This window comes from Algimonas porphyrae (genome assembly GCF_041429795.1).
In the GTDB taxonomy this organism is placed as follows: Bacteria; Pseudomonadota; Alphaproteobacteria; order Caulobacterales; family Maricaulaceae; genus Litorimonas; species Litorimonas porphyrae.
Genome location: NZ_CP163424.1, coordinates 696,241 through 718,793 on the forward strand (window position 1 = coordinate 696,241; position 22,553 = coordinate 718,793).

Annotated in this window: 24 protein-coding genes; 19 read left to right on the top strand and 5 right to left on the bottom strand. The window is 58.0% G+C overall.

The genetic code is table 11. The annotated features are described in order from the left end of the window. Window positions 1-41 precede the first annotated feature (41 nt). The 12 genes from AB6B39_RS03400 to AB6B39_RS03455 all read left to right on the top strand — a co-directional run bounded on the left by AB6B39_RS03400 (window position 42) and on the right by AB6B39_RS03455 (window position 11,575). Window positions 42-1,253, top strand: coding sequence for a dipeptidase (locus AB6B39_RS03400; RefSeq protein ID WP_284371821.1), 1,212 nt, complete (start codon window positions 42-44; stop codon window positions 1,251-1,253). A gap of 923 nt (window positions 1,254-2,176) precedes the next feature. Next, complete coding sequence (locus AB6B39_RS03405) at window positions 2,177-2,470, top strand: HigA family addiction module antitoxin (protein WP_284371823.1); 294 nt, start codon at window positions 2,177-2,179, stop codon at window positions 2,468-2,470. Window positions 2,471-2,763: 293 nt separating this feature from the next. Continuing rightward, complete coding sequence (locus AB6B39_RS03410) at window positions 2,764-3,918, top strand: hypothetical protein (protein WP_284371825.1); 1,155 nt, start codon at window positions 2,764-2,766, stop codon at window positions 3,916-3,918. A 753-nt stretch (window positions 3,919-4,671) separates the two neighbouring features. Further along, window positions 4,672-5,043: a 30S ribosomal protein S12 gene (rpsL, locus tag AB6B39_RS03415; RefSeq protein ID WP_284371828.1), complete on the top strand. Its 372-nt coding sequence runs from the start codon at window positions 4,672-4,674 to the stop codon at window positions 5,041-5,043. Between the two features lie 14 nt (window positions 5,044-5,057). Further along, window positions 5,058-5,528, top strand: a complete 471-nt coding sequence (rpsG, locus tag AB6B39_RS03420; RefSeq protein ID WP_284371830.1) for a 30S ribosomal protein S7 — start codon at window positions 5,058-5,060, stop codon at window positions 5,526-5,528. Between the two features lie 77 nt (window positions 5,529-5,605). Further along, window positions 5,606-7,690 (top strand): elongation factor G, encoded by a 2,085-nt coding sequence (fusA, locus tag AB6B39_RS03425; RefSeq protein WP_284371832.1) that lies wholly within the window; start codon window positions 5,606-5,608, stop codon window positions 7,688-7,690. A gap of 41 nt (window positions 7,691-7,731) precedes the next feature. Continuing rightward, window positions 7,732-8,907 (top strand): elongation factor Tu, encoded by a 1,176-nt coding sequence (gene tuf, locus AB6B39_RS03430; RefSeq protein WP_284374397.1) that lies wholly within the window; start codon window positions 7,732-7,734, stop codon window positions 8,905-8,907. Window positions 8,908-9,008: 101 nt separating this feature from the next. Then, a complete protein-coding gene (gene rpsJ / locus AB6B39_RS03435) occupies window positions 9,009-9,323 on the top strand; it encodes a 30S ribosomal protein S10 (protein ID WP_284373603.1) in 315 nt (104 codons plus the stop codon). Window positions 9,324-9,424: 101 nt separating this feature from the next. Further along, on the top strand, window positions 9,425-9,934 hold the full coding sequence (locus tag AB6B39_RS03440) for a hypothetical protein (RefSeq protein ID WP_284373601.1): 510 nt from the start codon (window positions 9,425-9,427) through the stop codon (window positions 9,932-9,934). Beyond that, window positions 9,931-10,473 (top strand): hypothetical protein, encoded by a 543-nt coding sequence (locus AB6B39_RS03445; protein ID WP_284373599.1) that lies wholly within the window; start codon window positions 9,931-9,933, stop codon window positions 10,471-10,473. Before AB6B39_RS03440 ends, AB6B39_RS03445 begins: the two co-directional genes overlap by 4 nt. After that, window positions 10,470-11,012 carry a hypothetical protein gene (locus AB6B39_RS03450; RefSeq protein ID WP_284373596.1) on the top strand — a complete coding sequence of 181 codons (543 nt, stop codon included), beginning with the start codon at window positions 10,470-10,472 and terminating at the stop codon, window positions 11,010-11,012. Before AB6B39_RS03445 ends, AB6B39_RS03450 begins: the two co-directional genes overlap by 4 nt. Next, window positions 11,009-11,575 carry a hypothetical protein gene (locus tag AB6B39_RS03455; protein ID WP_284373594.1) on the top strand — a complete coding sequence of 189 codons (567 nt, stop codon included), beginning with the start codon at window positions 11,009-11,011 and terminating at the stop codon, window positions 11,573-11,575. The genes AB6B39_RS03450 and AB6B39_RS03455 overlap by 4 nt, the downstream gene beginning before the upstream one ends. A gap of 220 nt (window positions 11,576-11,795) precedes the next feature. Here the strand turns inward: AB6B39_RS03455 and AB6B39_RS03460 are convergent, their stop codons facing one another. Further along, window positions 11,796-12,188: a putative quinol monooxygenase gene (locus AB6B39_RS03460; RefSeq protein WP_284373592.1), complete on the bottom strand. Its 393-nt coding sequence runs from the start codon at window positions 12,186-12,188 to the stop codon at window positions 11,796-11,798. 172 nt (window positions 12,189-12,360) lie between these two features. After that, entirely contained in the window at window positions 12,361-13,803 is a 1,443-nt protein-coding gene (locus AB6B39_RS03465; protein ID WP_284373590.1) for a hypothetical protein, read from the bottom strand. A gap of 127 nt (window positions 13,804-13,930) precedes the next feature. On the opposite strand from AB6B39_RS03465, the gene AB6B39_RS03470 reads away from it, so the two are divergent. Together AB6B39_RS03470 and AB6B39_RS03475 are read left to right on the top strand one after the other, a co-directional pair. Then, window positions 13,931-14,695 carry a LytTR family DNA-binding domain-containing protein gene (locus AB6B39_RS03470; protein WP_284373588.1) on the top strand — a complete coding sequence of 255 codons (765 nt, stop codon included), beginning with the start codon at window positions 13,931-13,933 and terminating at the stop codon, window positions 14,693-14,695. 97 nt (window positions 14,696-14,792) lie between these two features. Then, window positions 14,793-15,866 (top strand): hypothetical protein, encoded by a 1,074-nt coding sequence (locus AB6B39_RS03475; protein ID WP_284373585.1) that lies wholly within the window; start codon window positions 14,793-14,795, stop codon window positions 15,864-15,866. A 22-nt stretch (window positions 15,867-15,888) separates the two neighbouring features. Here AB6B39_RS03475 and AB6B39_RS03480 read toward each other — a convergent pair whose 3' ends face one another. The 3 genes from AB6B39_RS03480 to AB6B39_RS03490 all read right to left on the bottom strand — a co-directional run bounded on the left by AB6B39_RS03480 (window position 15,889) and on the right by AB6B39_RS03490 (window position 19,366). Further along, window positions 15,889-17,148 carry an amidohydrolase family protein gene (locus AB6B39_RS03480; protein ID WP_284373583.1) on the bottom strand — a complete coding sequence of 420 codons (1,260 nt, stop codon included), beginning with the start codon at window positions 17,146-17,148 and terminating at the stop codon, window positions 15,889-15,891. Continuing rightward, a complete protein-coding gene (locus tag AB6B39_RS03485; RefSeq protein ID WP_284373581.1) occupies window positions 17,145-18,449 on the bottom strand; it encodes a hypothetical protein in 1,305 nt (434 codons plus the stop codon). Before AB6B39_RS03485 ends, AB6B39_RS03480 begins: the two co-directional genes overlap by 4 nt. 74 nt (window positions 18,450-18,523) lie before the next feature. Then, complete coding sequence (locus AB6B39_RS03490) at window positions 18,524-19,366, bottom strand: LytR/AlgR family response regulator transcription factor (protein ID WP_284373579.1); 843 nt, start codon at window positions 19,364-19,366, stop codon at window positions 18,524-18,526. Between the two features lie 365 nt (window positions 19,367-19,731). Here AB6B39_RS03490 and rplC point away from each other — a divergent pair, with 365 nt between their 5' ends. The 5 genes from rplC to rpsS are packed head-to-tail and all read left to right on the top strand — an operon-like array spanning window position 19,732 to window position 22,550. After that, window positions 19,732-20,499: a 50S ribosomal protein L3 gene (gene rplC / locus AB6B39_RS03495; protein WP_348520200.1), complete on the top strand. Its 768-nt coding sequence runs from the start codon at window positions 19,732-19,734 to the stop codon at window positions 20,497-20,499. Window positions 20,500-20,501: 2 nt separating this feature from the next. Next, a complete protein-coding gene (gene rplD, locus AB6B39_RS03500; RefSeq protein ID WP_284373575.1) occupies window positions 20,502-21,122 on the top strand; it encodes a 50S ribosomal protein L4 in 621 nt (206 codons plus the stop codon). Further along, window positions 21,119-21,415, top strand: a complete 297-nt coding sequence (locus AB6B39_RS03505) for a 50S ribosomal protein L23 (protein ID WP_284373573.1) — start codon at window positions 21,119-21,121, stop codon at window positions 21,413-21,415. The genes rplD and AB6B39_RS03505 overlap by 4 nt, the downstream gene beginning before the upstream one ends. A 4-nt stretch (window positions 21,416-21,419) precedes the next feature. Continuing rightward, window positions 21,420-22,256, top strand: a complete 837-nt coding sequence (rplB, locus tag AB6B39_RS03510) for a 50S ribosomal protein L2 (RefSeq protein WP_284373571.1) — start codon at window positions 21,420-21,422, stop codon at window positions 22,254-22,256. 15 nt (window positions 22,257-22,271) lie between these two features. Further along, on the top strand, window positions 22,272-22,550 hold the full coding sequence (rpsS, locus tag AB6B39_RS03515; protein WP_284373569.1) for a 30S ribosomal protein S19: 279 nt from the start codon (window positions 22,272-22,274) through the stop codon (window positions 22,548-22,550). Window positions 22,551-22,553 lie beyond the last annotated feature (3 nt).

Consider the following 22,553-nt stretch of genomic DNA (forward strand, 5'->3'; position numbering starts at 1 on the left):
TTGTGCGACAGGAAGCTGAACAAAGCGCAAAAGGATATTCGATGACTGCTCTTCGCTCCGCTCTTCTCGTTTCCGCATCCCTGCTGGCCGCCTGTGCCTCAGTGCCCGAGATCATGGACGTCTCGGACATTCATGACCGAACGCTGACGCTCGATACTCACATCGACATTCCGCTGACCTATATGACCGAGATCGACCCGACGGGCCCGACTGAGCTGCAGGTCGACCTGCCCAAGCTGGCGCAAGGCCGGCTCGATAGCGGCTTCTGGATCGTCTACACACCGCAGGGCGAAATGGATGCGGAGGGCTACGCTGCCGCGCTGGAAATCGCGACGACGCGGATGGATGCGATCGAAGCGCTGACCACCGATCATGCGGATCAGTTCGGACTGGCGCTGACCGCCGATGATGTGCGCGACATTGTGGCGGATGACCGCCATGCCGTGCTGGTCGGGATGGAGAACGCCTATCCGCTGGGGCCGGACCTGTCGACGCTCGACGCCTGGGCGGCGCGCGGTATTCGTTATGTCGGCATCACCCATTTCGGCAATAATCAGTTCGGCGACAGCTCCAACCCGCATCCGGAACGTGACGGCGGGGAAGGCACATGGGGCGGCCTGTCTCCGCTCGGCGTGGAGCTGGTCGGGCGGCTCAACGATCTTGGGATCATGGTCGACGTGTCGCATACGGGCAAACAGACGATGATGCAGGCGGCGGATCTGTCGCGCACGCCGATCATCGCCTCGCATAGCGGCGTCAAGGCGGTGGCGGACAGTGCGCGCAATCTCGACGATGAACAGCTGCGCAAGATCGCCGATGTCGGCGGTGTCGCGCATATGGTCGCGCTGGGGGCCTATGTGAAAGCCCCGACCCCCGAACAGCAGGCGGCCCGCGACGCGCTCGACGCGGCCTATGGTGACCGCAATCGCTGGGATCAGGCCAAGCGGGACGCCTATATGGCCGAACGCGCCCTGATCAGCGCCATGGCGCCCGAGGCCACCGTGTCCGACTTCGTGGACCATATCGATCACGCAATCAGCGTCGCCGGGATCGACCATGTCGGCATCGCCTCCGACTTTGACGGCGGCGGCGGCATCGACGGCTGGCGCGACGCGTCCGAAACCGAAGCCGTGACAGCCGAACTGATCCGCCGCGGTTACACGGAGGCCCAGATCGCCAAGATCTGGAGCGGCAACCTGCTGCGCGTCATGGAAGCGGTGGAGGCCGGTGCGACAGAACCGGTGGGACCGTAAAACCCATTGGCTCGTAAAACTCATTAGCCTGCGATCAGGGCAGGCCTGACACCCGCCCACACGCTTACGTCCAGCCACCCATCTGACGGAGTGGCCCACCGCCTCTGATCTCCGTGACGAACACGGGGCGCGGGCTCTGCCCAGTGATGGACAGACAAAACTATACCATTTTACGCCGGGCATCGCCCGCGCGGATCGGATCTGTGCGCGTTCACCTGTCACCCGCTGCAACCTTTACCCGTCCGGATGAACCCCTTTGGGGGTTCCGAGGTCTCTCCCGCCCGGGACGCGCATGATGGGCGCGTCCCGAAAGCGGGGTACTTGGCTCTGGCACGGCCCGGACCGGACCTATCTTTACAAAGGATGATGGCGAAAGGGGCGGCCCGCATGGTACGTCATGCCGGGCAGGCCCACCGGGAGAGATCGGCGAGGCTCACCGTCAGAAGCCGGGGTCGGTAGTCTTTGACACCACGATCCACCGAACGACAGCGTGCTCGCAATGGCGGGGCGGCAAAAAGGGCCGTCATCGGAGGACCCACCGCACATCATGCCCGCCACGGGACCTCCCGGCCCCACACATCCACCCGCCCCATCCAGAAAGTCGTACTCCTCCCGCGCCTGAGGCTGACGGGTGGGAGATGAGAGGCGGTGGGAAAGGGGTGGATTGAGTTTTTCTAAGGCGGGGATTGTTTAACCCCTAGCAAACCCAACCCCGCCGCTCACCCCGGCGAAAGCCGGAGTCCAGGCTCACGGCGTCACACACCATGTCCCATCTGGATATCGGCGTCCGCCGGTATGAGCGGGGAGGGATTTGAAGGCACATGGTCAATCACCGTTCGAGCGAATTAGCGTATCACCTTGACCTTTGCGAACGACAAGGCCGAGACAATGCGAACTATGAAAATTACTAATAGGAGGTAGACATGCGGATGCACAATGCCGCCCGACCCGGAGAGATGGTCAAGAACACGATTGAGGCGCTGGAAGTCACTGTGACGGATGCGGCCAAGCATGTTGGCGTTTCCCGCCAGACCCTCAACAACCTTATCAATCAGGAGAGCAGTTGCGTCTCTCCTGAAATGGCGCTGCGCTTAGAGGCCGTCTTTGGAGGCGCGGCGGATAACTGGCTACGGATGCAGGCTGTCTATGATGCAATTCATGTCAGACGTAGAGTGCATAATATCACTAGGGACTTGAAGCCACTCGGCACTGCATAACCACAACCCCACACTTGTGGATTGCGACTTACGAAGGGGAGGGCAAGCCCTCCCCATTCTTCTGTAGCTCGCAACACGACGGGGTCGATTGTGATAGTCATAGTCATATCTACTCCTCTCCGAACCGCATTGAGTGGGCTCTTGAGTATTTATGCCTTCATGATTTTTGACTTCGGCCAGTACTCACGCCATTCGCAGGTGTCGCGAAGACGACCTTATTATCGGTTGCAGTTTTGCCAAGCAAGGTGTCTACAAAGCCAAGATTACACCAAAGTTGTTTTGGAGCTAAGGTCATGAAGACATTGTTTGTTAGGACTTTGTGTTATTCATTATGTGTTTTGATGTTCACTGCTACTGCCACAAAGGCCCAAAATAATCACGATAAAGCCGATAAACATCATAGTGCCAAACCCCACTCGCTAGATGCTTACGAAAAAGCATATCGCCAAATAATCAAGGCAGGAAAAATGCAATATGGGGAGTTTTGGTTCCATAATGGCAACCACATCTTTTTCTCGGAAAAACCTTATATAGAATGCGAAACGCAGTTTTTCACCTCTGTAGGTGTAAATCCATCTCATGTCGACGGAATTAACAACACCCGTAAAACTGCCAATTGGAAAGAGTTTTTGAAGAGGTTTTCAAATGTGCCGTCTTACGTGGAAAATTTTTCTTATAAAAAGCCTGACAGACTGGTGGGATCTGCAGAATTGAAACGTGAGATGGGCAAGCAATGTCTCGAAGTAAATCAACCAGAAGATTCTGGAATGATTATTATTGGTTTCGTGAGTGTTTATATTGATGAAAAAAGTGTATTTGGTAGAGAAATATGGCCCGATGTTAGTTTTTCACACGATGTATCCTTTAGAGTTGAAAACTCAGGCGCAGAGGGAAATGTTTTGTTCTCTGGTGAGGAAAGAGATGGAGATTTTCGACTTTATCTGCAGGCAGTAGAAGCAGCACCTAAAACTTTAGATGAATGGGTCAACTTCATAGTAGCTAACAAAACCAGATCTGAAAAATATGATTACACTAAGTTCTACAAGCATGCGAACGGCTTTTCTGAGGACGAAGTTCGACAAGCTTATGAAGCCCATTTATTTGAAGAAGACGCTGCAAGACAGGCGCGTAACGAACAGTATAGAGAAGCAGAAGAAAAAAGACTTGCTGAACAAGAAAACCGTCAGATGGAATCTGATGAAATCTATGGAAGTTGCGATATCGAGAGGGCAATGACTAAGCTTAATTATTGCGATTTTAATGGGTGCGTGAAGGGAGACGGAATTTACGGACCGCCTCTATGTACAGAGTATCGCTCCATCATGTTTCAAGAAAACCCTACCCCAAACTATAACATTAATGATTGGTACAACCTTGAGACTAGAGAGTGTTTTAACTCTCGATATGATGCTATTGTGGATGCTTGTTATACGCTTAGTAATAAATAGCGTTTGCTGAGATTTGACAGGCCAACTTTTTGGAGGACTTCCATTGAGGCACTGTTCTTTTCCATTTGTTTAAAGTGCGTCACAAGCTGTGTTGCCAAAGCGACCGTTTTTGCACGCTCTTCTGTGGATGAATGAGGCCAAGGAATTACATGTCGCAAAATCCTCACACAAAATGACGGTATGAAAATCGGCTATATCCGAGTTTCGATCTAGGAATAGAACCAAGCCCTCTATATTGATTGTTGATTAAACGCAGTAGCGGAGGCAGCATCACTTCTTATAGGTTTTGTTATCTTTGCCCTGTGGATTTCTCATTCACCTCCAGCGTGGCTACTTATGAGACGATGATGTTTTGAAGATGAGTTAGGGCTTGGTAGGCGTTCGTAAAGTACGCTTAGTCTCTTACGCTGGCTGTTCCAGATCTCCTCCACTCCCCAACCGCACTCCCCTGTTGACGGCATAAATCCTGCCGCTTATAGGGCGCGCCGTCAGTGGACGTGCTGTCCAGGGGTTGCCCTGGAAACCTCGTTCGAGACGGAACAGACTTACAGATTGGCCCGTACGCATGACGTCCGGGCCGGTTTTATTTTCAGCAGGCCCCGGTTTTTCCGAATCTGGAAAGCCCGGTCGTCTGCGCTTTGTGCAGGACGAAAGTCTTTCACAGGGTCACGTGATCATGGCGCGGCATACCCCGCGCGGTATAAATGCCAATGCAATGCGGCCAACCCCGCGAACGAGAACAAGGACGGCTTGATGCCAACAATTCAACAGCTCATCCGCAAGCCGCGGAAAGACAAGCGCAAGCGGAACAAGGTTCCCGCGCTGGAAGCCTGCCCGCAAAAGCGTGGCGTCTGTACGCGCGTCTACACAACGACGCCGAAAAAGCCGAACTCGGCCCTGCGGAAAGTCGCCAAGGTGCGCCTGACCAACGGTTTCGAAGTGCTCTCCTATATTCCGGGTGAGGGCCACAATCTGCAGGAACACTCCGTCGTTCTGATCCGCGGCGGTCGCGTGAAAGACTTGCCGGGTGTGCGTTACCACGTGCTGCGTGGTGTTCTGGATACACAAGGCGTGAAAGACCGCCGTCAGCGTCGTTCGAAATACGGCGCCAAGCGTCCGAAGTAAGAGGGTAGAAACAGATGTCCCGTCGTCACCGCGCCGAAAAACGCGAAGTCCTGCCCGACGCCAAATATGGCGATATCGTGCTGACCAAATTCATGAATGCCATCATGCTCGATGGCAAGAAATCCACTGCCGAGAACATCGTCTACGGTGCGCTCGACATTGTCGAAGACAAGGCCAAGACAGAGCCGATGCGCGTTTTCCATGACGCGCTCGAGAACATCAAGCCGGCCGTCGAAGTCCGCTCCCGCCGGGTCGGCGGCGCGACCTATCAGGTCCCTGTCGAAGTCCGCGTTGAACGGCGTCAGGCGCTGGCCATTCGCTGGCTCGTCTCTGCGTCGCGTAACCGCAATGAGAACACGATGCGTGAACGTCTCGCCGGCGAATTGCTGGATGCGTCGAACAATCGCGGCACCGCCGTGAAAAAGCGCGAAGACACGCACCGGATGGCGGAAGCCAACCGCGCATTCTCGCACTATCGCTGGTAACAAATTTCCGGGCCGGGTCTGTCGGCCCGCCCCTGACCCCCATTTTGGGACACCCATTCTGATCTACGGAGCCTGAGATGGCACGCGAATACGAACTCAAGGATTACCGCAACTTCGGCATCATGGCCCATATCGATGCGGGTAAGACGACCTGCACCGAGCGGATCCTTTACTATACCGGCAAGAACCACAAGATCGCCGAAGTGCATGACGGCGCGGCGACCATGGACTGGATGGAGCAGGAGCAGGAACGCGGGATCACGATCACGTCGGCTGCGACGACCTGTTTCTGGGCCGGCAAGCGCCTGAACATCATTGATACGCCCGGACACGTGGACTTCACCATCGAAGTCGAACGCTCGCTTCGCGTGCTCGACGGTGCCGTCGCGCTGCTCGATGCCAATGCCGGTGTGGAGCCACAGACCGAGACGGTCTGGCGTCAGGCTGACAAGTATAATGTCCCGCGCATGATCTTCATCAACAAGATGGATAAGATCGGTGCCAGCTTCTACAACTCCGTGCAGTCCGTGAAGGATCGCCTGGGCGGCAACGCGCTGGAAATGCAGCTGCCGATCGGTGCCGAGGATCAGTTCAAGGGTGTTGTCGATCTGGTCAAGAACGTCGCCTATATCTGGGAAGCCGAAGCCGATCTGGGCGCGACCTATGAAACGGTCGACGTGCCGGACGACATGAAGGACAAGGTCGAGGAATATCGCACCGCCCTGATCGAAGCCGTCGCCGAAATGGACGATGCGGTCATGGAAAAATACTTTGAAGGCGAAATGCCCGACGTCGAGACCATTCAGCGTCTCGTCCGTGCCGCTACCATCGCCAACAAGGTCGTTCCGGTCTTCTGTGGCACGGCGTTCAAGAATAAGGGTGTTCAGCCGCTGCTCGACGCCGTTGTCGCCTATCTGCCAAGCCCGCTCGACATTCCGGCGATCAAGGGCATCGATGCCAAGACGGGTGAAGAGACCACACGTCCGGCGTCCGATGATGAGCCGCTCTCCATGCTGGCCTTCAAGATCATGAACGACAAGTTCGTCGGAACGCTGACCTTCTGCCGTATCTATTCCGGCAAGCTGGAAACCGGCACGACGCTGCTCAACTCCGTCAAGGAGAATAAGGAGCGTGTCGGTCGTATGATGATGATGCACTCCAATGATCGCGAAGACATTCAGGAAGCCTATGCGGGCGACATCATCGCCGTGGCTGGTCTGAAGCGCACCACGACGGGTGACACGCTCTGTTCGCAGAGCGATCCGGTCATTCTGGAACGGATGGAATTCCCCGATCCCGTGATCGAGATTGCGGTCGAGCCGAAATCCAAGGCCGACCAGGAAAAGCTCGGCATCGGCCTGCAGCGACTGGCGGCCGAGGATCCGTCCTTCCGCGTCAGCACGGATGATGAATCCGGTCAGACCATCATGGCGGGTATGGGCGAACTGCATCTCGACATTCTGGTCGATCGCCTGAAGCGCGAATTCGGCGTCGAAGCCAATATCGGTCAGCCGCAAGTGGCTTACCGCGAAGCGCTCGCCCATGCTGTCGATATTGACTACACCCACAAGAAGCAGTCGGGTGGTTCGGGTCAGTTCGGTCGCGTCAAGATCAAGTTCGAGCCGCTGGAGCCGGGCGAAGGTATCGTCTTCGAGAATTCGGTCGTCGGCGGTAACGTGCCCAAGGAGTATATCCCGGGTGTCGAAAAAGGTATCCGCACCATGGCCGAAACCGGCCTGCTGGCGGGTTTCCCGGTCATCGACTTCAAGGCCGAGCTCTATGACGGCGCGTATCACGACGTCGACTCGTCCGTCATGGCATTCGAGATCGCGGCCCGCGCCGCCTTCCGTGAGATCAAGCAGGAAGGTAAGCTGAAGCTGCTGGAACCGATCATGAAGGTCGAAGTGGTCACGCCCGACGAATATATGGGCGACGTGATTGGCGATCTGAACTCTCGCCGGGGCATGATCGAAGGCACGGAAATGCGCGGCAATGCGAACGTCATCAATGCGATGGTGCCGCTGGCCAACATGTTCGGCTACGTCAACGATCTGCGTTCCAAGTCACAGGGCCGGGCGCAGTTCACAATGGTCTTCGATCACTACGCCGCGACACCGCAGGCCGTCATGGACGAAGTCATCTCCAAGCAGGGCGGCGCGTAAGCGCGGCCCGCAACTCAATTCACGCGTAAAAGGAGCCTCTCATGGCGAAGGAAAAGTTCGAGCGTAACAAGCCGCACGCGAACATTGGCACGATTGGTCACGTTGACCATGGCAAGACGACGCTGACGGCGGCGATCACGAAGTATTTTGGTGACTTCAAGGCGTATGACCAGATTGATGGCGCGCCGGAAGAGAAGGCCCGCGGGATCACGATTTCGACCGCTCACGTGGAATATGAGACGGACAACCGTCACTATGCTCACGTCGACTGTCCGGGTCACGCCGACTACGTCAAGAACATGATTACGGGTGCGGCGCAGATGGACGGCGCGATCCTGGTGGTGAACGCGGCTGACGGCCCGATGCCACAGACGCGCGAGCACATCCTGCTGGCCCGTCAGGTCGGTGTTCCGGCGCTGGTCGTCTATATGAACAAGGTTGACCAGGTCGACGATGAGGAGCTGCTGGAGCTGGTCGAGATGGAAATCCGCGAGCTGCTCTCATCTTATGAGTTCCCGGGCGACGACATTCCCGTCATTGCCGGTTCGGCGCTCGCCGCCATGGAAGGCCGCGATCCTGAGATCGGTGAAGAGTCGATCAAGAAGCTGATGGCTGCCGTCGACGAGTATATCCCGCAGCCTGAGCGCGCGGTCGACCAGCCTTTCCTGATGCCGATCGAGGACGTGTTCTCGATCTCGGGTCGGGGAACGGTTGTGACCGGTCGTGTCGAGCGCGGCGTGATCAATGTCGGTGACGAGATCGAGATCGTCGGTATCCGCGACACGTCCAAGACGACCTGTACCGGTGTCGAGATGTTCCGCAAGCTGCTGGACCGCGGCGAAGCCGGTGACAATATCGGCGCGCTGCTGCGCGGCATCGACCGCGAAGGCGTCGAGCGCGGCCAGGTTCTCTGCAAGCCGGGTTCCGTGACACCGCACAAGAAGTTCGAGGCCGAAGCCTACATCCTGACCAAGGATGAGGGCGGTCGCCACACGCCGTTCTTCAACAATTACCGTCCGCAGTTCTACTTCCGGACGACGGATGTGACCGGTGTCGTGACCCTGAAGTCGGGCACGGAGATGGTCATGCCGGGCGACAATGTGAACGTCGATGTCGAACTGATCGTGCCGATCGCGATGGAAGAGAAGCTGCGCTTCGCCATCCGCGAAGGCGGCCGCACAGTCGGCGCAGGCGTCGTGTCCAAAATCACGGAGTAGGGTTAGCCCGCTCCATCCCGCAATCCCGGCGCGGGAGTTTATTTTCCTGCGCCGGATCCGCTGTTTGAAAACCCAAGAATAAACAAAGATAAAGAAAAGCCATGGATCGCCAGAATATCCGCATCCGGTTGAAGTCCTTCGACCACCGCATCCTCGACAAGTCGACCAGCGAAATCGTCGCGACGGCCAAGCGCACCGGCGCCTCTGTCCGTGGCCCGATCCCGCTTCCGACCCGGATCGAGAAATTCACCGTCAACCGCTCGCCCCACGTCAACAAGAAGTCGCGCGAACAGTTCGAAATCCGCACGCACAAGCGCATGCTCGACATTGTCGACCCGACTCCACAGACGGTCGACGCGCTGATGAAACTCGACCTCGCCGCCGGCGTCGACGTCGAGATCAAGCTCGGCGCATAAAGCCCAGCTCAAAAACAGCAATAATGAGGCGTCCTTCGGGACGCCTTTTTTGTTTTGCCTCTTTCCCAATCCATGCAAACGACAGGTGGGAGGGCGGGATTATGACACTCGAGAGTATCTACTACATCGGTCAGACGGTCGCCGTTGTCGCAATCCTGATTTCGCTTGTCGCAATTTACTGGCAGCAACGTCAGGCCAACATCATCGCACGGACTGAGAATGCTGAGCTGCTCGGCGGACTTTACGCCGAAACCTTAAAGGCCGTAATGGAGACTGAGGACCTTGCCACGATCTTCCGAAAGGTGATGTTTGAGGAAGAGGATCTCACGCCCGTCGAACAGACACGCATCCTGATATATTTCAACATCATGCTGAGCGGGCACAGGAGCGTATGGGGCGCGTCACAGAACGGTTTGCTCGCCGATATGAACATGAAGGACGGGGATGCCAACACAGCGTGGTATCTGACCCGACCGCTGTTCCGATCCGAATGGAAACGGCTCAGAGCGAACGGTCAGTTCGGGGGTGGTTTCGGCGACCATGTTGACGGTCTCATGCCTGCGATTGCCACACCTGACCGTGGGGCAGATGAGTCGGGGACCGACGCATGACCCTCGAAATCGTTTATTACGTCTCTCAGATCCTGGCCGTCGTGGGCGTGATCGGCTCGCTGCTTTTCGTTGGCCTGCAAATGCGCCAGGCCAACATGCTCGCCCGCAATGAAGTTTCGGACCGGATCAGCAACGCCTTTTCCGACAAGGTCGAGATGATCCTGTCCGACCCTGAACTGAGTCATATTTTTGCGCACGCCATGAACGGGCAGTCCGATTTTTCAGTTGAGGAATTCACTAGACTCTCATTGTTCGGGCCCATCCTCGTGAACCTTGTCCGGAGCGCCATGTCAGCCAAGGCGCAGCGACTTTTCGAACCGGTCGCAGAAGAAACGGCATTCCAAACCATATGCTGGTTTCTCAGCAAACCCGCCTTCAGCAAAGTCTGGAGACTGCAGGAAAGACTGGGCGCCCATAACCCTGCGATATTCGAATTCATCCGTCCCGAATTCGACAAACGCTATCCTGAACTGGCCGGGACACTTCGTTTAGAACCCCTCCTCGAACAAGACGAGGAGACCGAGGTCTCCGACGCATGACCCTTGAGAGCATCTATTACATCGGGCAGACGGTCGCCGTTATCGCGATCCTGGGCTCGCTCATCGCGCTCATCTTCCAGACGCGCCACACGCATCAGCAAAATCAGCGCGCGATCCGGCAAAGCGAGCAAGCCAATGATCTGGCGCGGGCGGAGCTGACGACGCGTACGATCGATGTCGCCGTCCAGATACAAAATGATATTTTTGGAACCGAAGAGAATGCGTCGCTGATATATCGGGGGATGATGGGCAAAGAGCCTTTGTCTCGGGAAGAGAGCTTTCGGTTCTACCTTCAGATGACCAATCTTTTGACAGCGTCAGAATATGCTGTCCGTCTTCATCAGGAAGGCCTTACCTACGATGATATGGTTGAACGCTCCCGACTGAACTGTGTCGGCTTTTTTCGTTTCCGAGGAACACGACAATGGTGGGCCATCGCCCGTGAGCAGGTCTACATCGATCCCTTCCGCAGTTGGATCGATGAGATCGTTGCCGAAATAGAGGCTGAAGAGGCTCGAGACATTCAGGGCACTTCATGACCCTCGAGACGCTCTACTATTCCAGCCAAATCATCGCGGTGGTGGCGATCCTCGCCTCGCTGATCGCGATCTATTTTCAGCAGCGTCAGAACCATGCCCTTGCGCGGGCTGAACACGAGAGAGAGGCTTTGCTCCGGTGGGAGACGGTCTATGATGTTATCACCCGCGACCCCGAGGCGTTGAAAAGTGTCAGGATCTGTTTGCAGGATTATGAGGATGCCACGTCTCAGCAACAGGCTTGGTTTGGTTATTTCATGCACATTTTCATCAATATCACTGAAAATGTCGTCTTCATGCAGAAAGACAAGCTTGCCCATGATGAATCACTCGATGATGCCAAGGCCTTAATACGCCCTCTTCTGGCTGCGCCTGGCGGTCGACAATATTGGGACCGGGCCAGGCTATCATACGGAGTCAATGTCCGAAGGGTTCTCGATGATGCGTTGCGAGAACCCTATGACGGACCCCAGATTTGGGAATTATATCCATTCTATGCGCCGGATAAGGAGGAAGCTTCTGACGGTGAGGCGGTAAAATTTCCGCAAGAAGGCGTGGACGAATGACCCTTGAACCGCGCTAGAGTACCCCGCTTCGATCTTCGCCGCCTTTAGAGCGCATAGCCCCCGCAACCGTCTCGTCGAACCGGATGGTTTTGAAGCCGCGACAGACAGAAAGCAGAGGCGCGCAAAGCGCTTTTTTTTCAGCCCGATGGCGAAGCGCTCCCATTGGGGGCGTTTTTTTGTTGGTATGACTAAGAGATAGAGACGCGGGCGACGGCTCCCTTTATTCGACCCTGTAATATCCCATCTGCGGATCGGCGACCAAGAGCGATTTGATCATGGCCCAGTCGCCACTGTCATTGATGCGGTCAAAATGCTCAAGATGCAGCGCCTTGGACTCCCAGATCTCCGTCAGCAGAAACACGTTCGGGTCGTCGATATTCCGCATCACGGTGGCAGAGACGAAGCCGGGTTCGGATGCCATCGCGTCTGATACGCCGTTCATGATCGCGCTGAGTTCGGCCAGGCCGTCATCATTCGCGTCAAACCGGATGACGAGGGTCACGGCGTCATCCGATGTGGTGTCGGCTGCGACGGCGGCGCCGTCCGCGGCGGCACACCCGGCCAAAGCGAAAGCGAGGAGGCAAAGGCCCGCCAGAAGAGGTCGAATTGTCACTTTTTTTAGGTCCTTTCAGTCGCGGCTGACGAACCAGCCAGAGAGCGGTCGACATTTCCCCAGTTTCGCTATCTGTCAACGACACGGACGATGTAATCTTGAAGATAATTCAAGTTGCGCCCAAGAGCGGCGTTCCGTCTTATCGTAAACGCCAATGAGTCCAATGGTGAGATCAGTATGCGCTCCCATCGTGATCAGTCGTGTGCTGGGCGACGATATGATCCAGCACGGGATCACGGACCTCGAGATGATCGGCAAAGGTTTCGCCGATCTCTACATCCGGCGACAGTGATCCGACTGCGACCTCATCGAAGGCCCGATTCCGGGTGAAGCAGTAACGCTCGACGGAACAGTCGCCGCCCCAATCGTGGTAACCGGTCGCATAGAAGATCCGCCATCCCGAATGGGGCAGGCGGAACTCCATCCCGCGCTCGGCCCAGAACTGCTCCCGGTCTCCCATCGGCGTGCCGATAATGACGACCTTCCGGTCGCTATAATGCCGGATCATGGCGATCGTGACGATGGCAGCAGAGAAGGTATCGGACCCGGTGACAAGGTAGAGAGTCCCGGTTTCTTTCACAGTTTCATGTGCGCGCCGCGCGAAGTCCACGGCCCGGCCATAATCCCCGCCACTATTGCGACGAAAATCGATGACCAGATAGTCGAGCGAACCCGGCTCGATCGCGTCGAGGGTTTGCGCGTAGAAGCGCGGCAGGGGCATATCCCGCGTGCCGAACCCTGTCGGCGTGCGGATATAGTGGCCGCGCGCGGGCAGAGCCCCTTCGACTGCACCGCGCCCTGCGGCGAGAGAGATCGGGCGCGCCTGATCTTGCGGAACCGGAAGACGGGTCCAGTTATCCGTCGAGGCTTCATGCGCCGTGCGCTCTGCCATCATGAGATGATCGGTTGCCGTGCCGTCTGGGGTGGCGAGGCTGAGGATCAGACGGTCGGTCTGATCGGCGATGCCGGCTTCAAACAGAATGGCGGGCGCGATCATCAGAGACGGGGCGGCGTTCTTCCGCCAGACGTCGTTCCCCCCGCGATAAGGACGCAGCGCGTCGGTAACGGCGTCGACGGTATGACCATCAATATGAGTGACACGCTGGCCGATCAGGTTCCTGGCCGCCCCGGCGGCCTCGACGATGAACAGGCCATCCGCGAACCAGGCCAATCGAACGTCGACCATCGGAAATTTGTTATAAAGCGGGTCGATGTCGATATTCGTGTGGCCATTGTCAGCCAGAGCGACGGCCTTGCTGACAGCGAGATAGAAGGCGGCATGGCTCATCTGTCCTGCGCGGTGTCTCATATCCTCCAGATGACGGGTGAAGGCCTCGCGCTCGGCCGTGTCAAAGCTGCGGTCATAGCGGGTCAGGCGCGAGAGATAATCAATGTCCTGAGCGCGGGATTGCGCGAGGCTTGCCGGAGTGTCGTAAGATCCCGCGAGAATGATCGGATTATAGGTCGCAACCATGTGAATGTTTCGCCAGTTTGCCGCCGTTCCGACGAGGCTGAGCAAAAGGGCCAGTTTGGCAATGCGCCCGGCCCATAGCCGTTTCTTTGATTTGGGGTGTGGGGTGTGTCGCGCTGGCGCTGTCAATGGGGGTGTGGACATGACGATCTTTCCAAGATGTGTTTCGATGTCCTGTCTTGTCGTCGTCCCGCGTCAGCTCGCGAGCCGGTTTTCACCAACGGCCCCGTTTTTTACTTGAACGGCACTCCTGACCATTCATGATGCACGAATGGAGACGCCTCAGAACGACATGGTCCTGTCTCGCATCACGCGGGATCTCGGCATTTGCGTCCTGCTGGCCGCCATTTTTGCGTTTTTGGGGGTCTATGACTCCGATGCGCTGCCGGTCGCATCGCGTTTCCTGTTCTGGTTCGTCCTGATGAGTGCAGGCGCGTTGAGCGTGTCCATGGCAGAGCCATTGGTGATGAAGCGCTGGATGCCGGGCAGGCCGGTCGCACTTCAGGTGGTCGTCATCAGCACGCTCGTGGCCATACCATTGACTATCGGTTTGGTCGGACTGAATACGAATTTGCGCTGGTCCTATTCCCTGTCGAACTGGGGGCTGCAGTTTCTTGCAGTTGCGACAATCGCTCTTGTTATCGTCACGGGCCGCACCGTTATCGGCGCGATGACGTCATCCCCTGCAAACCCTCACCCGGCTCCGGTGCCGCCCGACCGGGCGCAGGCCTTTTTACAGCGCCTGCCGATCAAGTTCCGCGACGCCAGACTCTGGGCCGTCTCGTCGGAAGGTCATTATCTGCGGGTTCACACGGATAAGGGCGAGACGATGATCCTGCTGCGGCTCTCGGACGCGTTGCGCGATCTGGCGGATGTCGATGGCCTGCAGACCCACAGATCCTGGTGGGTCGCGCGCGAGGGTGTCGAAGCGATCATTGCGACCAAGGGCAAGAAAACCGTTCGCCTCAAATCGGGACAACAGGTTCCGGTTTCCAGATCGCGCTCGTCCGAGATGAAAAAACGGGGCTGGGAATGACGCAGTCGGGCGGGTCGCCCGGCTGTTTGCGCCGGTTGGAGTTCATTAACCCCATTGCTTAAACGAACGGCAAGGGCGCTCTGTTACGCAATCGCTCATGTCAGATTTTAGCACAGCGACCCGGTCTCATGATATTCTCCTTATCGGCGGAGGGGCAGCCTCACTGGGCCTGCTCTGTACGCTGATCCGGACCGGGCAAGCGGAGGATTGCTCCGTCTTGATGCTTGACGATTCGCCGGGACGGTGTGGACGGTCCGGGGCCTATGCGCGGACCTATGACGTTCCGGTGCGGACCTTGCGCTCATGCCTCACCGGGCTTCCCGACCTGATCCAGGACGATGAGGATCTGGCCAAGGCGTTTGACGGGCTGGTCGATGATGATTGCCGTGTCCCCCGACCGCAGGTCGAAGCGTTTCTGGCGCGGCTGAAACGGCTCGTGCTCAATCACATGCGCCGGAGCGGGTCGCTTATCCTGCGCGCAGCGCGTTGTGATACGCTACGCCACGAAGACGGCTTCTGGCGCGTCGACAATCAGCCCGGCTCCGCGTCGCAGCGTGTCGTTCTGGCCTGTGGGGCTTCCGAGAAAAAGACCGCCATTCTGGCGCAATTGCTCGAATGTGGCCTGTCGCCGGACCAGCTTGAAAAAGTCGTGCGCTCATCGGACGCGCTCGGCAAGGATCGGGACAGCGTGCTGCAGCGCATTGGCGGGATGCAGGCGCAAGGTGTCGTGATATTGGGGCGGACGCAGGCGGGCGCTCAGGCCGTGCGGGATCAGTTGCAGGATTGGGGCCGCGTAATGGAATCGGTCAGCGTCTCGACGCTGAGTGTCGCGGATACGCAAGCCGGGGTCCTGACCCGCTCTCTCTCAGATGCGGGACTGATCATTACGGCGCTCGGCGAAAGCCCGGATTTTCCGCGCATTCTTGTCGATGGGCAGGTCGTGAAGATGGGTGGGCCCGTGGCTGTCGATCCATATGACCGGCTGATGGACCGGGCTGGCTTCCTGCTGCCGGACGCCCACGCCATCGGCCCGGCGCTAGGCGGCGTGCAGGCCGGCAGTCCAGATCAGGCCGCCGATCCGACACAGGATCTAGCCCTCTGGTTCACGGATGTGGGCGAGCAGCTCGCCATGCCTGACGTTATCGACGACTATGCGGAACAGGCGGCCTGACAGACCTCTCTACCGATCCGTCTTAAAGGGCTATCTGATCACAAGCGGGTAAAGCGGTCGGGATCGCCGCGCCCTTGAAAATCAGAGCGCTCATGGCTGTGCGGACCCTGCGCATATCCTGTCTGGGATCGGCTGTCAGAGCGATGAAACTGGCCTCACACCCAATCTCCAAGCAACCGACAGTCCGGTCGGGAAAAAGATGCTGCGGCGCATTCTTCGTCGCAATCATCAATGCCTCTTCAGCGGTAACGGCGCCAATCCTGATCCAGTAGAGAATCTCGTCCAAGGCTGTACCGCCATTGAGATCGAACCCCGGCAATACTGTGACCTCGGCCTGTATCAGATCATTCAGAATTCGTGCGTGACCGGCTTCAAGCGTTTGACGGTCTGTTTCGCTGAGGCGGTATTGCGGAGGGACAAAGGGTTCCATCGCCAATTGACGGGCCAATGTCGGAATGACGGCGATATCGGTTTCGGCCAGACGCGCGATCAGCGCCTTCGATACAGGGGCGCCCGTATCGTAACCTGAGATGTGGGCGAGCGCGTCGACACCGGCATCGATGGCGCGTTCCAGATCCTTCGCATCATTGATATGCGCGAAAACGCGCCTGTCGTGCCTTGCTGCCATACTGACGACAGCGTGGAGCGTCTCGTCATCGACGCCGCGATCCCCGAAGATAATGACTTTCACGATGTCGGGTTGCTGCGCGATATAGGCGGCTTCCATGGCGCGAATATCTGCTGCGGACTGTGCGGTCCAGTAGACGTCCTGGGCGAAGACCGGGGCTTCGGCGATCATTTCGCGATCGTCATCCGTCAGCGACCAGCCCTGCTTGCCGAGAGCTTGTGCTTCATAGTTCATGACAGGGTGGCCGCCGGGCGAAGTAATCATGCCGTTGGACCGTACGATATCGGCTGAGCCTGTGTGGCGTTCACAGGCTAGACTGGCGCGTCGCCCTTTAGCCGAATCGCCGAGCGACACGGCGTAGACGATGCCGTCGCGCCGCAATTCTGACAGCGTGGCGAATGTGGATTGCGTGCCGCTGAGATTATGCAGGTGCGCATCCGCGAGTGGCGGGATCATGAACCGCCCCGCCAGGCTGACGCGCGTCTCAGCCGCGTGTGAAAGCGGGTCGACGAATTCTCCGTCCCTGACATAGCGTGTGTCGCTGACGAAGTCGGTCCCTGTCCACCACTGTCCGCCGACATATTCAGTCACAGGGGCAGCCTTAAGCTCACAGGCACCGAGCCACAGGGCCGCGCCGAGGACGATGTATCTCATGGCATGGCTCCGATCGGGGTGCCCTGTTTTTCGAGATGTTTCGGATCGCGCACGCAGTCGAAGGCCGCAAAGGGGTCGCAGGGAAGCGCCATGAAGCTTGCTTCATATCCAGTTTGCAAACGTCCGATGGCACGGTCCGGAAAGATGTAATCCGGCCCAGTGCGGACCCAGTCTCGCAAAATCGATGCATCATCGGAAAAATCGAGCCAGCGCAGGTAATCGACTTCGTCAATAGGCCGGAGGGATGTGTCGACCCCTATGAAAAGACGCAAGCCTGCAGCTCTCAATGTTTTCAGATTGTCTGACTGGAGCGTCTGAAGCGGGCTTTTCGGGTGATCCGCATTCCGCCACTCATCGCCGCTGCCTGCCGCAATGGAGGCGGTCGTGACCAGCATCAGGCCGCCTTGGGCCGCGCGCGCCGCATCCTCGGGCGTGATCCGGTAATGATCGCCCCCCAAACCGAACGCCAATTCCCAGCCCGGAAGATGCACGACATCATCCGCACCAAGTTCTGCTGCCGTTCGGAAATCGGCTGCCGTCACGCCGTGTACGCTGACGCGCAATCCTGCGGCGTGCGCCAATTCGATGGCTCGCTCGGCCACGGCGACGGACAGGGTTGCGGGAGAGGCCGGGGATTCGCGCTGAATATCGAGGAAGATCAGTTTCAGGAAATCGGGTTGAGCCGCAATGATCGTATCCCAACGGGCCTCCAGCGTCTCAACATCCGGGACGTCGTAGAAGGCTTCGCCATCAAGCGCTTCCGGATCGATATTATAAAGTGGCGCCAGCCTCTGATAGAGCGGTTCGGGATGACTGCCAGATACGGAAAGTGAGGCGAGGCTGAACGTCACATCAATCGTGTCAGGGCGATCATATTGCGCACGATAGCGATTGGTTGAACTGACAGGGCTGGACGGATTTTTATAATAGAACACGCCCTGTTCCAGAAGCGCCTGTGCGGCGTCATCTGTCCAGGGACCCTCGATCCAGTGATTATGCCCGTCTGCAAGCGGCGGGATGATGAAGAGCCCGGACAGATCGACTGTGCGGTCAGCGGGTTCGGCAAGGCTGTCTACAAAGACGCCGTTCTGCGAAAAGCGGTCTGCACGGACATAGTCGGCGTCGGGGCCCGCCGTTCCCGGGACCAGCCAGAATCCCCCAACATAGTGGGCGGTTCCGGCGGTCATGTTCCGGGTCGGACTGCGTGCCTCTGCTGGACCGGGTTCTGGCAGGCTGGAACAGGCGGTTGCCATCAGAATGGTCGCAATGAGGAGTGCCGCGCGGCATTGAAGAGCTTTCATGCCGTCTCAATATCACGCCCTTTCGGGCAGGCGTGTTTTTCCCCTGAAACGACAGTTTTCAGCGTCAGTGGAGGTTATGCCGTGCGCTGTCTGAAGCGCTTTGCGCCGGACCGACTGGTCGTCACGCTATGTCCGGCTTCTAGACCCAGTGTCAGACGACCGTCACCGGAGTTGGCGACAGACAATATCTTATCAAGCCTGACAATGTGGGAGCGATGAATGCGGTCAAAGTCGGCTCCGGGCAGGCTTTCAGCCAGTTCGGCCAGCGTTTTACTGGACGTGTAGCTGGCCCGCGCCGTGATGACCTCGACGAAATCGCTAGCCCCTGAAATCAGAATGACCTCACTCAGATCAACGGGCACGATCTCACGGCCATTCCTGACGAGCAGACGGCGCAGGCTCGTCGATTCGGCATTTCCTGGCGATATGGCGGAACGGTCGCTGTCCAGTTCAAGCCGGACGCGTTTGGCCATATCATGGAAGTGGACGGCATAGGTGATGGCTGCAATCAGTGCGTAGAGGAGAACGCCCTGAAAGAGCTGCCAGACGAGCGCGCCGATATAGAATCGGTTGGTGCTCAATCCATTCAGCAACCAGCCTTCCTGCAGCCCATATCCCGTCTGAATTCCCAGATACCAGAAGAGAGCGAAAAGCCCGCTCAGCGTGATGTGTGCTGCCGCCTGCAGCCAAAGGGGTCTGTCAATGATGAGGCGCGAGACGATCAGGCTGCTCGGTATCGCCAACAGCGCCGCCGGAATGACGGAGATCAGCGCCCGCCGGACAGCGTCGGCAAAGCCGGACATTTGCGTCATCATGAAAATTGTGACGTAAATGGCGGAGAGGCCGATCCAGCCGATGGCAATCAGCCAGACTTTGAGGTTCGGGCTCTTGCTGCGGGCTTGTGTCGACGAGGCCATGTGTGGGTCGTAAGGCGAAGTTTATGGGGCAATCAAGCGTCCGTCGGCTCTCAGCCACGCTTTGTCACACTTACACAACCAGAGTCGGCCTGTCCCAGTCACAGCCCGTGATGATCGCCCGACTTTTCTGCACACAGCTGGTTGACCTTTCCGCGTCATCTCCGTAATGGGCGCACCGTTCATAGCTGGCAGTGCCTTAGGCAGACGCGGCTCACGATCTTGAACTTGTAATCGGCTAGGCGTCGCTCGTGACGCGCTGGCCTGATTTTGCTAGATCGTAGCCTCTACTTCCCGAGACCATTGTGCATATGACGCCCCGTCCTCGCGGTGAGGGCAGGGCGATCTTCTTGAAGGATAACCTGCTGATGCAACGATCAGGCTTATTGGCGCGCAAGCTCGGGATGACCCGGGTTTATGACGACGCCGGAAATCATGTCGCCGTCACTGTTCTGGACCTGCAAGGGTGCCAGGTCGTGGCACAGAAAACGCCCGAACGCGACGGCTATGCCGCTCTGCAGCTGGGTGCGGGCGAAGCGAAAGTGAAACGCGTGGCCAAGGCCGAGCGTGAGCGCTTTGCCAAAGCGGGCGTGACGCCCAAACAGAAACTGGTCGAGTTCCGTGTCTCTCCGGACAATATGATCGAAGTCGGCGCCGCGATGGCTGCCGACCACTTCGTTCCCGGCCAGAAAGTCGATGCCTCGGGCATCACCGTTGGTAAAGGTTTTGCAGGTGCGATGAAGCGCCACAATTTTGGTGGTCTGCGCGCGACGCACGGCGTTTCGATCTCGCACCGTTCACACGGCTCTACAGGTCAGTGTCAGGATCCGGGCAAGGTCTTCAAGGGCAAGAAAATGGCCGGTCACATGGGCGCGGTTCGCCGCACGCTGCAGAACCTGACGGTCGAGCGTGTCGATACGGATGCTGGCCTGGTGCTGGTCAAGGGCCACGTCCCCGGATCCAAAGGCGCCTGGATCGAGCTGAAGGATGCCGTCAAGGGTGCCAAGGCCGACGATCTGCCGATGCCGGGCAAGTTCACGATGGAAGCGCCAGCGAAAGCTGAAAAAGCGGCCTCCAAGGAAGACACCAAAGCTGACGCCGCGCCAGCGCCTGCAGCCAAGGATGAGGAAGAGTAGTCATGAAGTTTGATGTGACAACACTCGAAGGCAAGAAGGACGGCTCCGTCGATCTCGACGACACCGTCTTCGGCCAAGAGCCCCGCAAGGATATTCTCCACCGCATGGTCCGCTATCAGCTGGCCAAGCGCCGCTCCGGCACGCATCAGGTCCAGGAGCGCGGCGACGTGTCCAAGACCACGAAGCGTATCGGTCGCCAGAAAGGTGGCGGTACGGCGCGTCACGGTAATGGTTCGGTCTCGCAGTTCCGCGGCGGTGCCAAGGCGCACGGCCCACGGTCGCGTGACCACAGCCACGAGCTGCCCAAGAAGGTTCGCAAGATGGCCCTGCGCCATGCGCTGTCTGCCAAGCAGTCCGCAGGCGAGCTGATCGTCGTCGATGCGCTGTCCATGAAAGAGGCGAAAACCTCCGCACTGCGCAAGCAGCTCGAGAAGATGGGCGTGACGAACGCACTGATCGTCGGTGGCAGCGAAATCGACGCCACATTCGGTCGGGCCGCCCGTAACATTCCCAATGTCGATGTGCTGCCCAGCCAGGGTGCCAACGTCTACGACATTCTGCGTCGCCACACGCTGGTGCTGTCCAAGGATGCCGTTGCAGATTTGCAGGAGCGTCTGAAATGAGCGCGAACGCCAAACATTACGATACGGTCCTGACTCCGGTCATCACCGAAAAATCGACAATCGTTGCCGAAAACAACCAGATCGTCTTCGAAGTGCCGCTGAGCTCGAACAAGACGGAAATCAAGGCCGCCGTCGAGCAGCTGTTCAACGTGTCGGTCACGGCCGTGAACACGATCCTGACCAAAGGGAAGACCAAGCGCTTCCGGGGTCGTCTGGGTCGCCGCTCCGACGTCAAGAAAGCCATCGTGACGCTGAAAGATGGCGACACGATCGACATCGCGACAGGGCTCTAGAACCATGGCATTGAAGACATATAACCCCACCAGCCCGTCCCGCCGTCACCTGGTTCAGGTCGACCGCAGCGAGCTGCACAAGGGCCGCCCCGAAAAGTCGCTGACCGAAGGTCTGACGAAATCCGGTGGCCGCAACAATAAAGGTCGCATCACGTCTCGCCGCATGGGTGGTGGTCACAAGCGTCTGTACCGCAAGATCGACTTCAAGCGGAACAAGACGGGCATGGAAGCGACCGTGCTGCGCCTCGAATATGATCCCAACCGGACAGCCTTCATTGCGCTGATCCAGTATAAGGACGGCGAAAAGTCCTACATCCTTGCGCCGCAGCGTCTGGCTGTCGGTGACACGGTACTGTCCGCAGAGCGGGCCGATGTGAAGCCTGGCAATACCATGCCGCTGCGCGCCATGCCGGTTGGAACGATCATCCACAATGTCGAGATGAAGCCCGGTAAAGGCGGTCAGATCGCCCGCTCAGCCGGCGCCTACGCACAGCTGGTCGGTCGCTCCGAGGGTTACGCTCAGGTTCGTCTGAAATCCGGCGAAATGCGCATGATCCACCAGACCTGCCTGGCAACTGTCGGTGCTGTGTCCAACCCGGATCACATGAACATCAATCTCGGCAAAGCTGGTCGCAAACGCTGGTTGGGTGTTCGCCCATCCGTTCGCGGTGTGGCCATGAACCCGGTCGATCACCCCCACGGCGGTGGTGAAGGTCGGACGTCCGGTGGTCGTCACCCGGTGACACCTTGGGGTAAGCCGACCAAAGGGGCGCGGACGCGTTCCAACAAGTCGACTGACAAATTCATCATCCGTTCGCGTCACGAGAAGAAGAAACGCTAGGAAAGGGACGAGACTATGCCACGTTCCGTTTGGAAAGGTCCGTTTGTTGACGGTTACCTGCTCAAGAAGGCCGAAGCGTCTCACGCCGAAGGCCGCCGCAAGCCGATCAAGACCTGGTCGCGCCGCTCCACCATCATGCCGAATTTCGTCGGGCTGACCTTCCAGGTCCATAACGGCAAGAAATTCGTGCCGGTGCTGGTCGATGAAGACATGGTTGGTCACAAGCTCGGCGAATTCGCGCCGACACGCACCTATTACGGCCATACGGCCGATAAAAAAGCCAAGCGGAGATAGACA

Bases quoted from the DNA above. Each gene is read 5' to 3' on its own strand.
- rplB (WP_284373571.1), top strand. From the start codon at position 21,420: ATGGCATTGAAGACATATAACCCCACCAGCCCGTCCCGCCGTCACCTG.
- AB6B39_RS03440 (WP_284373601.1), top strand. From the start codon at position 9,425: ATGACACTCGAGAGTATCTACTACATCGGTCAGACGGTCGCCGTTGTC.
- AB6B39_RS03410 (WP_284371825.1), top strand. From the start codon at position 2,764: ATGAAGACATTGTTTGTTAGGACTTTGTGTTATTCATTATGTGTTTTG.
- AB6B39_RS03485 (WP_284373581.1), bottom strand. From the start codon at position 18,449: ATGAAAGCTCTTCAATGCCGCGCGGCACTCCTCATTGCGACCATTCTG.
- tuf (WP_284374397.1), top strand. From the start codon at position 7,732: ATGGCGAAGGAAAAGTTCGAGCGTAACAAGCCGCACGCGAACATTGGC.
- rpsG (WP_284371830.1), top strand. From the start codon at position 5,058: ATGTCCCGTCGTCACCGCGCCGAAAAACGCGAAGTCCTGCCCGACGCC.
- fusA (WP_284371832.1), top strand. From the start codon at position 5,606: ATGGCACGCGAATACGAACTCAAGGATTACCGCAACTTCGGCATCATG.
- AB6B39_RS03400 (WP_284371821.1), top strand. From the start codon at position 42: ATGACTGCTCTTCGCTCCGCTCTTCTCGTTTCCGCATCCCTGCTGGCC.
- AB6B39_RS03490 (WP_284373579.1), bottom strand. From the start codon at position 19,366: ATGGCCTCGTCGACACAAGCCCGCAGCAAGAGCCCGAACCTCAAAGTC.
- AB6B39_RS03405 (WP_284371823.1), top strand. From the start codon at position 2,177: ATGCGGATGCACAATGCCGCCCGACCCGGAGAGATGGTCAAGAACACG.
- rpsJ (WP_284373603.1), top strand. From the start codon at position 9,009: ATGGATCGCCAGAATATCCGCATCCGGTTGAAGTCCTTCGACCACCGC.
- AB6B39_RS03445 (WP_284373599.1), top strand. From the start codon at position 9,931: ATGACCCTCGAAATCGTTTATTACGTCTCTCAGATCCTGGCCGTCGTG.
- AB6B39_RS03455 (WP_284373594.1), top strand. From the start codon at position 11,009: ATGACCCTCGAGACGCTCTACTATTCCAGCCAAATCATCGCGGTGGTG.
- AB6B39_RS03505 (WP_284373573.1), top strand. From the start codon at position 21,119: ATGAGCGCGAACGCCAAACATTACGATACGGTCCTGACTCCGGTCATC.
- AB6B39_RS03475 (WP_284373585.1), top strand. From the start codon at position 14,793: ATGTCAGATTTTAGCACAGCGACCCGGTCTCATGATATTCTCCTTATC.
- AB6B39_RS03480 (WP_284373583.1), bottom strand. From the start codon at position 17,148: ATGAGATACATCGTCCTCGGCGCGGCCCTGTGGCTCGGTGCCTGTGAG.
- rpsL (WP_284371828.1), top strand. From the start codon at position 4,672: ATGCCAACAATTCAACAGCTCATCCGCAAGCCGCGGAAAGACAAGCGC.
- AB6B39_RS03470 (WP_284373588.1), top strand. From the start codon at position 13,931: ATGGAGACGCCTCAGAACGACATGGTCCTGTCTCGCATCACGCGGGAT.
- rpsS (WP_284373569.1), top strand. From the start codon at position 22,272: ATGCCACGTTCCGTTTGGAAAGGTCCGTTTGTTGACGGTTACCTGCTC.
- rplC (WP_348520200.1), top strand. From the start codon at position 19,732: ATGCAACGATCAGGCTTATTGGCGCGCAAGCTCGGGATGACCCGGGTT.
- AB6B39_RS03465 (WP_284373590.1), bottom strand. From the start codon at position 13,803: ATGTCCACACCCCCATTGACAGCGCCAGCGCGACACACCCCACACCCC.
- AB6B39_RS03450 (WP_284373596.1), top strand. From the start codon at position 10,470: ATGACCCTTGAGAGCATCTATTACATCGGGCAGACGGTCGCCGTTATC.
- rplD (WP_284373575.1), top strand. From the start codon at position 20,502: ATGAAGTTTGATGTGACAACACTCGAAGGCAAGAAGGACGGCTCCGTC.